Source organism: Thermomonas alba, assembly GCF_022419205.1.
GTDB lineage: Bacteria > Pseudomonadota > Gammaproteobacteria > Xanthomonadales > Xanthomonadaceae > Thermomonas > Thermomonas alba.
Genome location: NZ_JAJOZU010000005.1, coordinates 73,065 through 88,225 on the forward strand (window position 1 = coordinate 73,065; position 15,161 = coordinate 88,225).

At 68.7% G+C, this 15,161-nt stretch carries 12 protein-coding genes; 2 read left to right on the plus strand and 10 right to left on the minus strand.

The window, feature by feature from the left end; all coding sequences use genetic code 11:
* Positions 1-5 precede the first annotated feature (5 nt).
* From ML342_RS08940 to ML342_RS08970, 7 genes are all read right to left on the minus strand, one after another.
* Positions 6-809, minus strand: coding sequence for a ferritin-like domain-containing protein (locus ML342_RS08940; protein WP_240126708.1), 804 nt, complete (start codon positions 807-809; stop codon positions 6-8).
* A 124-nt stretch (positions 810-933) separates the two neighbouring features.
* A complete protein-coding gene (purF, locus tag ML342_RS08945; RefSeq protein ID WP_240126709.1) occupies positions 934-2,403 on the minus strand; it encodes an amidophosphoribosyltransferase in 1,470 nt (489 codons plus the stop codon).
* 45 nt (positions 2,404-2,448) lie between these two features.
* Positions 2,449-3,486: an SPOR domain-containing protein gene (locus ML342_RS08950; protein ID WP_240126710.1), complete on the minus strand. Its 1,038-nt coding sequence runs from the start codon at positions 3,484-3,486 to the stop codon at positions 2,449-2,451.
* A gap of 65 nt (positions 3,487-3,551) precedes the next feature.
* Positions 3,552-4,820 (minus strand): bifunctional tetrahydrofolate synthase/dihydrofolate synthase, encoded by a 1,269-nt coding sequence (gene folC, locus ML342_RS08955; RefSeq protein ID WP_240126711.1) that lies wholly within the window; start codon positions 4,818-4,820, stop codon positions 3,552-3,554.
* Positions 4,821-4,859: 39 nt separating this feature from the next.
* Positions 4,860-5,510 (minus strand): histidine phosphatase family protein, encoded by a 651-nt coding sequence (locus ML342_RS08960; protein WP_240126712.1) that lies wholly within the window; start codon positions 5,508-5,510, stop codon positions 4,860-4,862.
* Between the two features lie 126 nt (positions 5,511-5,636).
* Entirely contained in the window at positions 5,637-7,730 is a 2,094-nt protein-coding gene (locus ML342_RS08965; RefSeq protein ID WP_240126898.1) for a S46 family peptidase, read from the minus strand.
* A gap of 123 nt (positions 7,731-7,853) precedes the next feature.
* Positions 7,854-10,004 carry a S46 family peptidase gene (locus tag ML342_RS08970; protein WP_240126713.1) on the minus strand — a complete coding sequence of 717 codons (2,151 nt, stop codon included), beginning with the start codon at positions 10,002-10,004 and terminating at the stop codon, positions 7,854-7,856.
* 149 nt (positions 10,005-10,153) lie between these two features.
* On the opposite strand from ML342_RS08970, the gene tdh reads away from it, so the two are divergent.
* Positions 10,154-11,176, plus strand: a complete 1,023-nt coding sequence (gene tdh / locus ML342_RS08975; RefSeq protein ID WP_240126899.1) for an L-threonine 3-dehydrogenase — start codon at positions 10,154-10,156, stop codon at positions 11,174-11,176.
* A 143-nt stretch (positions 11,177-11,319) separates the two neighbouring features.
* On the plus strand, positions 11,320-12,513 hold the full coding sequence (kbl, locus tag ML342_RS08980) for a glycine C-acetyltransferase (RefSeq protein WP_240126714.1): 1,194 nt from the start codon (positions 11,320-11,322) through the stop codon (positions 12,511-12,513).
* A gap of 3 nt (positions 12,514-12,516) precedes the next feature.
* Here kbl and ML342_RS08985 read toward each other — a convergent pair whose 3' ends face one another.
* The 3 genes from ML342_RS08985 to ML342_RS08995 form a co-directional block, all read right to left on the minus strand.
* Complete coding sequence (locus ML342_RS08985) at positions 12,517-13,335, minus strand: pseudouridine synthase (RefSeq protein ID WP_439655191.1); 819 nt, start codon at positions 13,333-13,335, stop codon at positions 12,517-12,519.
* Entirely contained in the window at positions 13,248-13,736 is a 489-nt protein-coding gene (locus ML342_RS08990) for a hypothetical protein (RefSeq protein WP_240126716.1), read from the minus strand. The genes ML342_RS08985 and ML342_RS08990 overlap by 88 nt, the downstream gene beginning before the upstream one ends.
* A gap of 171 nt (positions 13,737-13,907) precedes the next feature.
* Complete coding sequence (locus tag ML342_RS08995; RefSeq protein WP_240126717.1) at positions 13,908-14,990, minus strand: OmpA family protein; 1,083 nt, start codon at positions 14,988-14,990, stop codon at positions 13,908-13,910.
* Positions 14,991-15,161 lie beyond the last annotated feature (171 nt).

A 15,161-nucleotide genomic window follows, 5' to 3' on the forward strand; every position in this document is an offset into this window, starting at 1 on the left:
CGCGGTCAGTCCGCTTCGGCCAGCAGGCGCTCCAGCTCTTCGGGGTCGAATCCCGCCTGCAGCCGCGCCTCGGTATTGAAGGGCTTGTGCAGCACGCCGCTGGCGTATTCGCGCAGCAGCTCGCGGAAGCGCGCGCGCGGCTCCACCCCGGCGCGTTCGCAATGCCAGCGGTACCAGCGGCTGCCGGCCGCCACATGCGCCACTTCCTCGCGCAGGATGATCTCCAGGATGTCGGCGGTGACGTCGTCGCCCAACGCGCGCAGCTTCACGATCATCCCCGGGGTGACGTCAAGACCGCGCGCCTCCAGCACGCGCGGCACCAGCGCCATGCGCGCCAGGCCATCGTGCGCGGTCTTCTCGGCCATCTCCCACAGGCCGTTGTGGGCATCGAAGTCGCCGTAGTCGTGGCCGAAATCGCGCAGGCGGGCGCGCAGCATGGTGAAGTGACGCGCTTCATCGCGCGCCACCGCCACCCAGTCCGCATAGAACGCGCGCGGCATCCCGCGGAAGCGGTACACCGCATCCCAGGCGAGGTCCATCGCGTTGAACTCGATGTGCGCCACCGCGTGAATGAACGCAGCGCGCCCCTCCCGGCTCCCGAAGCCGCGCCGCGGCAGGTCGCGCGGATGCACCAGGCGCGGGCGCGCGGGACGGCCCGGCATCCGGATCGGCTCCGGTGGCGGCGCATCGTCATCCACCACCAGTTCACCGCGCGCGAATGCCTCCGCCATCGCCAGCGTCAGCGCGGGCTTTGCGTCCGGCGTGGCGGCGTCGAGGCAGGCGCGGGCGGCGGTGAAGAGGGTGGTCACGTGGCTTGAAGGGTTATCGCAGAGGGAGTGGCTGGATGCGTTTCGATTCGCTCCCCGATACTCGCTCGGTTGAAGCGCATCCGGCCACTCTCCGCCAGACACTGCCGCAAGGCGACGAAACGCATCATCCGGCACGCCGCTTCTTCTTCGCCTCGTCCGAGCGCAGCTGCTTGAGCCGCTCGAAATAGCCAGGCTCGACGCCGGTGACGTACTCGCCATTGAAACAGGAGCTGTCGAACTTGCGGCCGGGGAACTTGGGGCCGGCGACTGCCGCCTCGAGATCGGCCAGGTCCTGATAGATCAGCCAGTCGCACCCCAGCAGCTGCTCGATCTCCTGCTCGCTGCGGCCGTGCGCCACCAGCTCTTCGGCCAGCGGCATATCGATGCCGTAGATGTTCGGATAGCGCACCGGCGGCGCCGCCGACGCCAGGTACACCTTGCGTGCGCCGGCATCGCGCGCCATCTGCACGATCTGGCGGCTGGTGGTACCGCGCACGATGGAATCGTCCACCAGCAGCACCACCCGGTTGCGGAACTCCAGCGGGATCGGGTTGAGCTTGCGCTTCACCGACTTCGCGCGTTCGCCCTGCCCCGGCATGATGAAGGTGCGCCCGACGTAGCGGTTCTTGATGAAGCCCTCGCGGTACTTCACGCCCAGCACGTTGGCAAGCTCCAGCGCGGAGTCGCGGCTGGTGTCGGGGATCGGGATCACCACGTCGATGTCGTGGTCGGGGCGCTCGCGCAGGATCTTCTCGCCCAGGGTCACGCCCATGCGCATACGCGCCTTGTGCACCGAGATGTTCTCGATCATCGAATCCGGACGCGCGAAGTACACGTACTCGAAGATGCACGGCGCATGCGGCATCTCCGGCGCGCACGCTTGCGTATGCAGGGTGCCATCGGCGGTGATGACGATACCCTCGCCCGGCGCCACGTCGCGCACGCGTTCGAAGCCCAGCACGTCCAGCGCCACCGACTCGGAGGCGACGATGTACTCATCGCCACTCGCGCTGCCACGCCGCCCCAGCACCAGCGGCCGGATGCCGTGCGGATCGCGGAAGGCGACCAGCCCCAGCCCGAGCACGGTGCAGACCACCGCGTAGCCGCCGCGCGCGCGCCGGTTCACGCCCGCGATGGCGGCGAACACGGCCTCCGGGGTGAGCGCATTCTGGACATCCAACTCGTGCGCGAACACGTTGAGCAGCACTTCCGAATCGGATTCGGTGTTGACATTGCGGCGGTCCTGCTCGAACACCTCGCGCCGCAGCGATTCGGTATTGATCAGGTTGCCGTTGTGCGCCAGCGCGATGCCATAGGGCGAGTTGACATAGAAGGGCTGGGCCTCGTCGCTGCCCTCGCTGCCGGCGGTGGGATAACGGCAGTGGCCGATCCCGATCCGCCCGCGCAGCAGCGCCATCGCATGGTCATCGAACACGTCGCGCACCAGGCCGTTGCCTTTGTGCACGCGCAGCTTGCCGCCCTCGGCGGTGGCGATGCCGGCCGCATCCTGGCCGCGATGCTGGAGGACGGTCAGGCCGTCATACAACAGGCCGGCCACTTCGCTGTGGCCGACGATACCGACGATACCGCACATACGGGATTTCCTAGGGCTGCCGTGGATTGGAAGCGCCGAATCGAATCAAGGATGCGGACGCACCATGCCGTCCTTGCCCGCGGCCTTCAGCCTGGCCTTGAGCGCCTCGGCCTCGGCGCGGGTGAGCACCGGGCCCACCCGCACCCGGGTGAGGGTGCCGTTCGGGCCGGGCACGGTGTCGGTGAAGGCATTGAACCCGGCCTTGCGCAGGGCATCGCGCTGGGCCAGCGCGTCGGGGGCCGAGGCGAATGCGCCGATCTGGACCACGAAGCCGGTATTTGCCGGATTGGCCGGCGCGCTCGCCGGCGGCTCGGTCTTCGGCGTCGGCGCGGGGGCGCTCGCCGGCTTCTCCGCCACCTTCGGCGCGGGCTTGTCGGCCGGCTTGTCGATCACCTTCGCGACCGGCTTGGACGACTCGGCGGGGGCCGGCTTGTCGGCCGACTTCGGGGCTGGCGGCGCGGCCGGCGCTTGCGGCTGCGCAGGGGCGGCGGGTGCGGCCGCGGCAGCAGTGGCGGCTGGCGCATCCGTAGCGGCATTCAGCGTCACCACGCGGGTTTCGACATCGGTACGCACCTGGCTGGCGCGCAGGCGCGCGGATTCGGCGCTGGCGCGGTCGGCGAACGGACCGATGCGCACCCGCTGCGCCTGCCTCCCGCCCAGATTCACCGGCTCGCGGTAGCCGGGCAGTCCGGCCGCGCGCAGGGCGGCGATGACCTTGTCTGCATCCGCCTCGCTGGCGTAATTGCCGAAGCTGACCGCGTAATCACCGGCGGCCACCGCCGCCAGCGGCGTCGCCGCCGGGGCAGCGGCCGGCGCATTGTCGGCGGCCGGCTCGCCCGGCGTGGCCGCAAGCGTCTCCGGCATCCCGGATGCCCCGCCCGCGGGCGCCTGTCCAGGCGCCACCAGCGGCAGGTCCTGGATCACCGTGCCGCTCTCCGGCTTCGGCTCCGCCGGCACTTTCATCGACACCCCGGTGACGCCGCTATCGGGCGCCGGCCCCTTGACCAGCATCGGCAGGAAGATGACCGCCAGCGCGACCAGTACGGCCGCGCCAACCAGGCGCTGTTTCAGCGAAGCATCCATCGGCATTCCGCGGGGCCAGGCACGGTGGGAGCGCGATTATACCGCCGGCCTGCGCCCGCCATCGCTCAAACTTCGCCTTCCAGGAGGCGCAGCGCTTCCGCCGCGGCATGGAACGAGCCGAACACCAGCACCCGACCATCCGGCGCGGCCTGCGCCAGCGCCGCGCGCAGCGCGGCGGCCACCTCGGCATGGACAGCGGGATCCGCCACCACTCCACGCAGGCGCTGCTGCAGCGCCTCGCCGGTGATTCCACGCGCGCCCGCGGCCTGGGTCCCGGCCAGATGCCAGCCTTCGACCGCCGGCGCGAGCGCTGCCGCCACCCCGGCTGCGTCCTTGTCGCCCAGCGCGGCGTACACCGCCAGGGTGCGCCGCGCCGGCTGCGCGCGCAGCCAGCCGGCCAGCGCGCGCGCCGCCTGCGGGTTGTGGCCGACGTCCACCAGCACCTCCACGCCATCGCGCGCGAAACGCTGCAGCCGGCCCGCCACCGCCGCCTCGGCCACGCCACGCGCGATCGCGGCTTCCTCCAGCGGCAGGTCCAACGCGCGCAGCGCGGCGATCGCGCACGCGGCGTTGCGCAACTGCACCGGCGCGCCCTGCGCCTGCATCGGCAGCGGCAGCACGAGCTCGTAGCCGACCTCGCGCCAGCGCCAGTGCGCCGCGTCCACCGGCTCGGCGAAAAAATCATTGGCGATCCGCCAGGCCGGCGCGCCGATCGCATAGGCATGCCGCAGCACGCTGGACGGCGGATCATCGTCGCCCAGCACCAGCGGCCTGAACGGGCGCGCGATGCCGGCCTTCTCGAAGCCGATGGCCTCGGTATCCGGCCCCAACCAGTCCTGGTGGTCGAGGTCCACCGTGGTGATCACCGCGGCATCGGCATCCACCAGATTGACCGCATCCAGCCGCCCGCCGAGGCCCACCTCCAGCACTGCCAGGTCCAGACCGGCGCGCTGGAACAGCCACAGCGCGCACAAAGTGGCGTATTCGAAATAGGTCAGCGGCGTCTCCCCGCGCGCCGCCTCCACCGCCGCGAAGCCTTCGATGAGCGCGGCATCCTCGGCCTCGCACCCATCGATCCGGATGCGCTCGTTGAAGCGCAGCAGGTGCGGCGAGGTGTAGGCGCCGACCTTCCAGCCATGCGCGCGTGCAATCGCTTCGAGGAAGGCGACCGTCGAGCCCTTGCCATTGGTGCCGCCGACGGTGATGGTGTGCCGCGCAGGCTGGCCGAGCCCCAGCCGCGCGGCCACCGCGCGCACGCGCTCCAGGCCCATGGCGATCGATTTGGGGTGCTGGCGCTCGATGAAGGCCAGCCAGTCGGCAAGCGTGCGAGGCATCACGGGATCGCAGGATTGCAATAACCGGGAGGGCGCAGCTTACAGCGCGCGATGCTTGGCTTCGCCGAACAGCGCGGTGTGGTGGGTGGCGTCGTTCAGGCGCACCACCTCGAGCGCGTCCACCTGCGGCCCTTGCAGCAGATTCAGCGTGGCCGGGGCCTGCCGGAAGCCCCACAGCCTGGCCAGCGGAATGCCGAGGATGCGCGCCAGCAGCACCCGGTTGACCGCGTCGTGGGCGACCACCAGCAGCACGTCATCCTCCGCCAATCCCGCGCAGGCGCGCGCCAGCGCGGGCCAGGCGCGATCCAGCACCTGCTGCAGCGACTCGCCGCCGGGGCCCGGCATCTGCACGCGGTCGGGCGTCTGCCGCCAGGCGGCCAGGCGCTCGGGGTCGCGCGCGGCGATCTCGGAGGTCAGCAGGCCCTCCCAGCTGCCGTGGCCGATCTCCAGCAGCCCGTCGTCGAACAGCAGCATCCCGGCACGCGCCTCGCCCAATGCCAGCCGCGCGGTCTCCGCTGCGCGCGCCAGCGGCGAGGCCACCGCGCGCGCGATCGGCACATCACGCAGGCGCCGGCCGAGCGCCTGCGCCTGCGCGACCCCCACCTCGGAGAGCGGAATGTCGGTGCGGCCCTGGTAGCGGCCTTCGGCGTTCCACGGAGTTTCGCCGTGGCGGGCAAGCAGGATCTTCATGCGTGGGGAGAGAGAGGGCGCGATGGCGGCGCGACAGCCTAACAGGTCGCCTGGCCATGGGAAGGTCCTTCGCAACGCAAACGCCGGCACGCGGCCGGCGTTTCCGGGGCGCGGACGCGGCGGCGCTTACGGCTTGGGCGCCACGCCCAGTTCCTGCAGCAGCTGCGGCGATGGCATCACCTCCTGCATGATCCAGCGCATGTAGCGCTGGTCCACCGAGATCATGCGGGTGATCACCGGGTCGAACACCCAGTTGCTGGCTACCGACTCCAGGGTGCCGTCGAACGCCAACCCGACCAGCCGACCATGCGCGTCCAGCACCGGCGAGCCGGAGTTGCCGCCGGTGATGTCGAGATCGGCCAGAAAGTTGACCGGCACGGTGCCCAGCGCCGCATCCGCCAGCCCACCGTAGCGCTTGGCCGCCACCGCCTCCAGCAGTGCCTTGGGGTTGTCGAACGGCTCGACGCCGGTCTCCTTCGCCGCCACTTCCTCCAGCTTGGTGAACGGGGTGTACACCTTGCCGTCCAACCCGGTGTAGCCCTTCACGTGGCCGAAGGTGATGCGCAGGGTGGAGTTGGCATCCGGATACACGGCCTGGCCCAGGCTGCGCTTGTAATCCACCACCGCCTGCAGATACTGCGGCCGCGCCTGCAGCGCGGTGCCGTAGCGCACCTTGGCCTGCCGCTCCATCGCCAGCAGGGTGGGCATCACCGCCACCGCGTACTGGATGGCCGGGTCATCGCTGGCCTCGAACGCGGCCCTGTCGGCCTTGAACCACTTCAGACGCTCGTCGAGGCTGCCCAGCTTGCTGCCGTCCAGGCGTGCCAGCGCGCGCTCGGCGGCGGCCTGGTCGCTGCCGCCCAGCCAGGCGTCCACCGCCGCCACCCGCTGCTCGGCCGGCAGCGCCACGTAGCGACCCAGCCAGTACTGCCGCAGCTGGCGGTCCATGGCCGGGACGTAGCGGCGCTCCATCTGCTTCAGACCGCCTTCGATCACCGGCAGGTCGCGATCCTGATAGCCGCTCTCGCGCTCGGCGTCCGGCTTCTGGCGCTCGATCGCCAGACGATAGAGGTTCACCGCCACTCCGACCACTCCGGTGCGGTTGAAGCTGCCGAGCACCAGATCGCGCTCCTGCGTGCGCTTGCCGTCCTCGACCAGCTTCACCAGCGTGGCATGCGCCTCCAGCGCCGGCTTGCCGGCGGCGCCACGCTTACGCAACCAGGCCAGCACATCGGCCTCCTGGCGCTGCTTGATCGCCAGCACGCCGTTGCGCTTGAAGCCTTCCAGCTGGCCTTCGAAGTTCTTGCTGGTGTTGTTCCAGCCGGCCAGCGCACTGGCGTACTTCACCGCGATGTCGGGATTGTCCTTGGCGGCGGCCTCGACCAACGCGATCTGGTCGTTGTAGGCCTTGACGATCGCCGGATACGTCCAGCGCTGGGTATTTTCGAACTCCGCCGCCAGGGCATAGCGATCGGTACGGCCCGGGTAGCCGGCCACCATCACGAAGTCGCCTTCGCGCAGCGGCACGTCGGCGATCTTCAGCCAGTGCTTCGGGCGGTAGGGCACGTTGTCCTTGCTGAACGCGGCCGGCTTGCCGTCCTTGCCGACGTAGGCGCGGTAGAACGCGAAATCGCCGGTGTGGCGCGGCCACATCCAGTTGTCGATGTCGCCGCCGAACTTGCCGACGCTGGACGGCGGCGCGTACACCAGGCGCACGTCCCGGATTTCCAGGTTCTTGAACAGGCGGTAGGTCGTGCCTCCCATGAAGCTATAGACCCGGCAGCGGTAGCCCGGCTCGGCCTCGCAGTCGGCGGTGGCCTTCTTCTCGAACGCCTCCAGCGCATCCGCGCGCGCCACCGGGTCATTGCCCGCGGCCGCCATCGCGGCCTTGGCCTGCGCGGTGACGTCGGTGATCGCCTCCAGCACGTAGATGCGCGCGTTCGGGCCGGCGGACAGCTCATCCGTCGCGGTCGGCGCGTTGAAGCCGTCCTTGATCAGGTTCTTCTCCGGGGTGGAGTTGAGCTGGATCGCGCCATAGGCGCAGTGGTGGTTGGTGGCCACCAGCCCGTTCGGGGACACGAAACTGCCGGTGCAGCCGCCGAGCGAGACCACCGCGCCCATCGGATCCCCGGTGAGGTCGGCCAGCTGTTTCGGGTCCAGCTTCAGCCCGGCCTGCTTCAGCGGGCCGGCGATCTCCGGCAGCTGCTGCGGCACCCACATGCCTTCATCGGCGCTCGCCGTGCCCACTCCCGCCACTGCCAGCGCCAGCGCGGCGGCCATCATCGTCTTGCGCATGTCATCTCCTCTATGCAGTCGGTTCTTGGCTTGAAACATCGGGAAAGCTCATTCCGCCGGCAGCTGCATCTCGCGCAGCAGGCGCGGCGCCGGATATACCTTGGCCAGGATCCAGCGCAGGTAGCGCATGTCCACGTGGATCGCGCGCTTGTAGCGCGGGTCGAACATCCAGCTGGCGCTGACCGCCTCCCAGTTGCTGTCGAAGTTCAGCCCGATCAGGCGGCCCTGCGCGTCCAGCACCGGCGAGCCGGAGTTGCCGCCGGTGGTGTCGAGATTGGTCATGAAATCGACCGTCTGCGTCTTCAGCTGCGGATCCATGGTGCTGCCGAAATCGCCCTTGGCGATCGCCTCACGCAGCGGCATGGGCGCATCGAACGGGGCCTTGCCGGTGTGCTTTTCGAGAATGCCCGCCACCGTGGTCAGCGGGCGGTAGTCGATGCCGTCGCGCGGCGACAGCGGGCTGACCTTGCCGTAGCTCACGCGCAGGGTGGAGTTGGCGTCCGGGTACACCGCGCGGCCTTGCGTCTTGCGATAGGCGATCAGGGCGCGCATATAGGCCGGGCGCAGCCGCAGCAGCTCCCCGGCGCGCTGCTTGGCCGCGTCTTCGAGCCGCAGCAGCGCCGGCTGCAACGTGGCGGCGGCGCGCAGCAGGCTGTCATCGGAGGCGGCAAGCTGCGCGGCATCCTGGCGCATCGCCCCCAGCCGCACGCTTTCGTCGCCCAGCCGGGTGCCCGCGTACAGGGCGTCCAGCCGCTGCGCGGCCTCGGTCGCATTGGCGCCAAATACCGCATCGAACTCCGGCACCCGCTGCGCGGCGGGCAGCGCGAAATAGCGCTCGAGCGCGTAGCGCAGGGTGGCCTTCTCCACCTCGGGATCGAAGCGCTTTTGCAGCTGCTTCAATCCGCCTTCGATCAACGCCTCGTCGCGCTGCTGGTAGCCGGACTCGCGCTGGGCGTCCGGCTTGCTGCGCTCATACGCCAGCCGCTGCAGTTGCACTGCCGCGCCCAGCAGCCCTGGGCGCAGGAACGGCAGGATGAAATCGCGCGCGCGGGTGGCGTCCTGCGCATCCAGCTGCGCCTGCAACGCGCGGATCTCCGCCTGCATCGGCTTGCTGCCTGGCTGCCGCGCCAGCCAGGCCAGCATCGCGTCCTCGTCGGCACGGCGCACGCGCACGGCGTCGCTGCGGCGCAGGCCATCCAGCTCGCCCTGCGCGCGCTTGAGGTTGTTCTTCAGCGAGGCCACGGTGGAGGCGTAGCGCACACGCTTCGCTTCGCTGCCGGCGGTAGCCGCATCGATGGTGCGGATCAGGCCGTCCAGCATCTCCACCCGCGTGGGCAGCAGCCAGTCCACCTGGGTGGCGAACTCGGAGGCGGTGCGCAGGCGGAAGGTGACGCCGGGGTAGCCGGCCACCATCGCGAAATCCCCCGCCTTCACCGGCGCGGTGGACACCGGCAGCACCGCAGGCGGCACGTACGGCACGTTGTCGGGCGAATACGCAGCCGGCTTGCCATCCTTGCCCACGTAGGCGCGGTAGAACGCGAAATCGCCGCTGTGGCGCGGCCACATGAAGTTGTCGATCTCGTCGCCGTAGTTGCCGATCGCCTCCGGCGGCGCGTACACCAGCCGGATATCTTTCAGCTCCAGCTGCTTGATCAGGTAGAACTCGCTGCCGTAGTACATGTCGGCCACGCTGCAGCGGTACCCGGCGTCCCGTTCGCATTCGGCCACCGCGGCCTTCTTCGCGGCTTCCACCGCGTCGAAGTAGGCGCGCCCGGTCTTGCCACGGGCGTGGGCCAGGATGCGGTCGGTGATCGGGGTGAAGCCGACCGTCACCCACGCGCGCGCGGCCGGCCCAGCGGAGACCTCGTCGGCCAGGGTGGCGGCGTTGAATCCATCCTGGATCAGGTTCCGCTCGGGCGTGGAATTGAGCTGGATCGCGCCCATCGCGCAGTGGTGATTGGTGACGATCAGCCCCTGCGGGGAGACGAAGCTGGCGGTGCAGCCGCCCAGCGAGATCACCGCCGCCAGCGGATCGGCGGTGACATCGGCCAGCCGCGCCGGGTCGCCCTGGAAGCCGGCCGCCTTCAGCTGCGCCGCCAGCTGCGGCAGCTGCGAAGGCATCCACATGCCTTCATCGGCATGGACAGCCCCGCCCGCGAGGGCCAGGGCCAGGGCGGCGGTCAGGCAACGCATGCGCATAGGCGACTCTCCAAGTAGGGCAAACCGGTATTAGACCATCCCCCGCCCGCCGGCGCCCCGTGCCCATGGTCAGGCCCGGGCGACACGAGGAACGACGCTAAAATGGCCGCTTCCTTCCATGGGTCATGCACATGTCGCACGCCACCACCATGCGCGCGCTGGTCAAGCGCGAAGCCGCCAAAGGCATCTGGATGGAACAGGTGCCGATCCCGACGCCAGGGCCGAACGAGGTGCTGATCAAGTTGGAGAAGACCGCGATCTGCGGCACCGACCTGCACATCTATCTGTGGGACGAGTGGAGCCAGCGCACGATCCAGCCGGGGCTGACCATCGGGCACGAGTTCGTCGGCCGCATCGCCGCCCTCGGCCCCGGCGTGAGCGGCTACAGCGTCGGCCAGCGTGTCTCGGCCGAAGGCCACATCGTCTGCGGCCACTGCCGCAACTGCCGCGCCGGCCGCCAGCATCTGTGCCCGAACACGGTCGGCATCGGCGTGAACCGCAACGGCGCGTTCGCCGAATACATGGTGATGCCCGCCAGCAATCTGTGGCCGATCCCGGATCAGATCCCGTCCGAGCTGGCGGCGTTCTTCGACCCCTACGGCAACGCCGCGCACTGCGCACTGGAGTTCGACGTGGTCGGCGAAGACGTGCTGATCACCGGCGCCGGACCGATCGGCATCATCGCCGCAGGCATTTGCAAATGGATCGGCGCGCGCAACGTGGTCGTCACCGACGTCAACGACTACCGCCTGAAGCTAGCCGCCGACATGGGCGCCACCCGGGTGGTGAACGTGGCCAACACCTCACTCAAGGACGTGATGCAAGAGTTGCACATGGAAGGCTTCGACGTGGGGCTGGAGATGAGCGGCAACCCGCGTGCCTTCAACGACATGCTCGACTGCATGTACCACGGCGGCAAGATCGCCCTGCTCGGCATCCTGCCCAAGGGCGCCGGGGTGGACTGGGACAAGATCATCTTCAAGGGCCTGACCGTGCAGGGCATCTACGGCCGCAAGATGTACGAGACCTGGTACAAGATGACCCAACTGGTGCTCTCCGGCTTTCCGCTGGGCAAGGTGCTGACCCACCAGCTGCCGATCGAGGAGTTCCAGAAGGGCTTCGACCTGATGGAAAGCGGCAAGGCCGGCAAGGTCGTGCTGAGCTGGAACTGACGAGACGGGTCGTGCACTGGGCGGCCGGGGCTGCCTGTGCACGACCATCGGCGGCATGGATGCCGCCGATGAGCCTATATGGACGTATTCACGGCGTGTCGGGCACAGGCAGTCCCGGCCGCCCAATCCGCACGGAACCCCCCATGTCCCTGACCCAACGCTACGCCGATACCCTCGAGGAAATCCGCGCCGCCGGCCTGTTCAAGTCCGAGCGCATCATCACCAGCCCGCAGTCGGCCGAGATCCGGCTTGCCGACGGGCGCACGGTGCTGAACTTCTGCGCCAACAACTATCTTGGTCTCGCCGACCACCCGGACATCATCGCGGAAGCCAAGCGGGCGCTGGACACCCACGGCTTCGGCATGGCCAGCGTGCGCTTCATCTGCGGCACCCAGGACCTACACAAGCAGCTGGAGCAAACCATCGCCGACTTCTTCGGCACCGAGGACACCATCCTCTACGCCGCCTGCTTCGACGCCAATGGCGGCCTGTTCGAACCGCTGCTGGACGAGCACGACGCCATCATCAGCGATGCGCTCAACCACGCCTCGATCATCGACGGCGTGCGCCTGTGCAAGGCCCGCCGCTACCGCTACGCCAACTGCGATATGGCCGACCTCGAGAAGCAGCTGCAACAGGCCAAGGCCGACGGCGCGCGCACGATCATGATCACCACCGACGGCGTATTCTCGATGGACGGCTTCATCGCGCCGCTGGACGAGATCACCGCGCTGGCCGCGAAGTACGGCGCGCTGGTGCACATCGACGAATGCCACGCCACCGGCTTTCTGGGCGCGACCGGCCGCGGCAGCGCGGAAGTCAAGGGCGTGCTGGACAAGATCGACATCTTCACCGGCACCCTCGGCAAGGCCATGGGCGGCGCGCTGGGCGGCTTCACCACCGCGAAGAAGGAAGTGATCGAACTGCTGCGCCAGCGCTCGCGCCCCTACCTGTTCTCCAACTCGCTGCCGCCGCACGTGGTGGCGGCCGGCATCAAGGCCTTCCAGATGCTGGATGCCGCCGGCGAGCTGCGCGAGCGCCTGCGCGAGAACACCGCCTACTTCCGCGAGCGCATGACCGCCGCCGGCTTCGACCTCAAGCCGGGCGTGCACCCGATTTGCCCGGTGATGCTGTACGACGCGCCGCTGGCGCAGCGCTTCGCAGCGCGCCTGCTGGAGGAAGGCATCTACGCGATCGGCTTCTTCTATCCGGTAGTGCCGAAAGGCCAGGCGCGCATCCGCACCCAGATCTCCGCGGCGCACACGCGCGAGCATCTCGACCGCGCGATCGCTGCCTTCACCCGCATCGGCCGCGAGCTGGGCGTGCTCAAGGCCTGAAGCTCAGCCGCCGCCGAGCGCGGCGACTTCCTCCGCGCTCAGCTCACGCCAGTGGCCTTTCGGTAATCCACCGAGGGCCAGCGGCCCGATCGCCACCCGCACCAGCCGCCGCACGCCGATGTCGAATGCCGCCAGCAGGCGCCGGATCTGGCGGTTGCGGCCTTCGTCGAGCACGATCTCGAGCCACGCATTCTTTTCTCCGGCGCGAAGCACGACCACCGACACCGCACGCAACCACTCGCCGTCCACAGCGACCCCGGCACGCAGCGCGACGAGCGTGGGATCGTCGGGGATCCGATCCACCTGCACGTGGTAGGTCTTGTCCGGCCCGGTCGCCGGATCGGTGATGCGCGCGGCCCAGGCCGGATCGTTGCTGAACAGCAGCAGGCCCTCGCTGGCCTTGTCGAGCCGGCCGACCGGAGCGATCCAGCCCAGCCCGGCGCCGTCGAAGCAGCGATAGACCGTATCGCGTCCACGCTCGTCACGCGCGGTCGTCACCAGGCCGCGGGGCTTGTTGAGCATCAGGTAGCGCGGCATCGCCGCATGGGTGGCGACACCATCGATCTCGATCCTTGCGGCGATCAGATCGGCCGGATGTTCTGGATCGCGCACCACGCGGCCATCGAGCCGGACCCGCCCTGCGCGCACCAACCGTTCCGCTTCGCTGCGCGAGCACAACCCGCGCTTGGACAGCACGCGCGCCAGGCCGTAGCGCAGCCCGCGCACGGGGCGGCTCACTTCTCCGGCGCGCCCGCGGCAGGCGCAGCGTCCGCGCCCGGTTCCTTCCTGCCGACCACGCGCACGCCGCGCGCCTTCATCCAGGCATCGAACTCATCGGCAGTCATGCGCTTGCCGTTCTGGGTCATGTTGAAGCGCCAAGGGGTGTTGTCGAACGCGGTCTTGGGTTTGTAGGCGGCCGGATCGAGCTCCCCCTGCGCCATCACCGACGCGGCCTTGCGCAACATCGCGCGGCAGCCATCGATGCGGATGCGCGCCAGCACGTTATCCACCGACAGCGCCTCATCGAGCGACTGCACCAACACGCCGCTGGCGCTTCCCAACCGGGTCAATGCCGGCATGAACTCTGCCGCCACCGGCACCAGGACACCCGCGCGAACGGGCGTCGGCACGGCCAGTTCCATCTGGCAGGCATCGCCCGCGGCATGCGCCATCACCGGCAAAAACAGCAGCGGCAGAACTTGGACGGCACGAATCGACGGCATGGCGGCAACTCCCGGAAAACCGCGCACAGTGTAGGCCGCAGGCCGTCACACGGGCAATGTACTGCCGGTCCGCGTACTGCAGGCCCGCATCCGCAATAACGCCGCATCGTCCGCCGTAAAAAACGAAGCCCGGCCATGGCCGGGCTTCGCATGAGCGGTGGATGGCCGAAATTACTGGCTGTTCAGCTCGGTGCGGCGGTTGATCTCGCTCTTGCAGGTCGGCAGCTTGTGAGTGCCCTTGTCCTCGAGCGGACGGCTGAACCCATAGCCGTTCGGACCGGCCAGGCGGCTGGCGTCGATTCCGTTGCTGGTCAGGAAGTCATAGACCACCTTGGCGCGGCGCTCGGACAGCTTCTGGTTGTAGCCTTCCTTACCGCACTGGTCGGTGTGGCCAGCCACTTCCACCTTCAGCTCCGGATAGCGCTTCAGGATCTCGACTGCCTCGTTCAGGATCGCCACGGCATCCGGACGCAGAGTGTCCTTGTCGAAGTCGAAGTTGACGCCCTTCAGGTCGATCGAGACCGGCACCGGGCAACCATCCGGACCGATGGTCTGGCCAGCCTGCGAGTTCGGGCACTTGTCATTGCAGTTGTTGACGCCATCGCCGTCGTCGTCCATGTCGGCGCAGGACTTCACCGGCTCCGGCGCCGGCGCCACCGGGGCCACCGGCTCCGGACCCAGGGCGTAGGTCATGCCGATCGACAGCAAAGCGTCGGTAAACACGTTCTGCTGGTTGCCGATACGCGCCTGCTGATCGTCGAAATCGACGCGGGTGCCAACTTCAGTACGCAGGTTCATGCGGCCGAAGTCATACTGCAGGCCAGCACCGAAGTTGAGCGCAAGATTGGTCGCCTTGTGACGGCCGGGGCTGGGCAGCGGCGCCGCGTTGTATTCCTCTTCGTGGCGCTGCACGCCGATACCAGCGCGCAGATACGGCCACATCTTGGCGCCCGCATCGCGGAAGTGATAGCGCGCATCCAGCGAGACGCCGTACTGGCTCCAGTGGTAATTCGGATTGATGTTCTTATCCGGATTCTGATAGTTCAGCTCGGCGTCCAGCGAAACGCGGGGGGTCAGAAATTTACCGAAGCCCAAGGCGCCAAACAGCGAGTCCTGAGTGCCGCGATCCTTGTCCTGGAAGTTCACGCCGGTCGAGCCCGACACATACCAGCGGTCATCGAACTCCTGAGCCGACGCGGCCTGCGCCAGACTCAAACCACCCAGCAGGGCAGCGCAGAGGAGTTTCTTGTTCATTGCTTCAGCTCCTTGATTCAGTGAAGAAACTTGTGACGCGAAGGTCTTGGGTTGGTGCAGTGGTGCTGGCGGGGTCCGTACGCCAACACCGGGCGGACGGCCGCATGAAGCGGGTTAACACTAGCATAACTTCGACTGTTTGCAAAAAACCTTCGGATAGGGTGCCCATCG

Excerpts from the sequence above, each read along its gene's own strand:
- purF (WP_240126709.1), bottom strand. The coding sequence starts at position 2,403 with ATGTGCGGTATCGTCGGTATCGTCGGCCACAGCGAAGTGGCCGGCCTG.
- ML342_RS08950 (WP_240126710.1), bottom strand. The coding sequence starts at position 3,486 with ATGGATGCTTCGCTGAAACAGCGCCTGGTTGGCGCGGCCGTACTGGTC.
- folC (WP_240126711.1), bottom strand. The coding sequence starts at position 4,820 with ATGCCTCGCACGCTTGCCGACTGGCTGGCCTTCATCGAGCGCCAGCAC.
- ML342_RS08960 (WP_240126712.1), bottom strand. The coding sequence starts at position 5,510 with ATGAAGATCCTGCTTGCCCGCCACGGCGAAACTCCGTGGAACGCCGAA.
- ML342_RS08965 (WP_240126898.1), bottom strand. The coding sequence starts at position 7,730 with ATGTGGGTGCCGCAGCAGCTGCCGGAGATCGCCGGCCCGCTGAAGCAG.
- ML342_RS08970 (WP_240126713.1), bottom strand. The coding sequence starts at position 10,004 with ATGCGCATGCGTTGCCTGACCGCCGCCCTGGCCCTGGCCCTCGCGGGC.
- tdh (WP_240126899.1), top strand. The coding sequence starts at position 10,154 with ATGCGCGCGCTGGTCAAGCGCGAAGCCGCCAAAGGCATCTGGATGGAA.
- kbl (WP_240126714.1), top strand. The coding sequence starts at position 11,320 with ATGTCCCTGACCCAACGCTACGCCGATACCCTCGAGGAAATCCGCGCC.
- ML342_RS08990 (WP_240126716.1), bottom strand. The coding sequence starts at position 13,736 with ATGCCGTCGATTCGTGCCGTCCAAGTTCTGCCGCTGCTGTTTTTGCCG.
- ML342_RS08995 (WP_240126717.1), bottom strand. The coding sequence starts at position 14,990 with ATGAACAAGAAACTCCTCTGCGCTGCCCTGCTGGGTGGTTTGAGTCTG.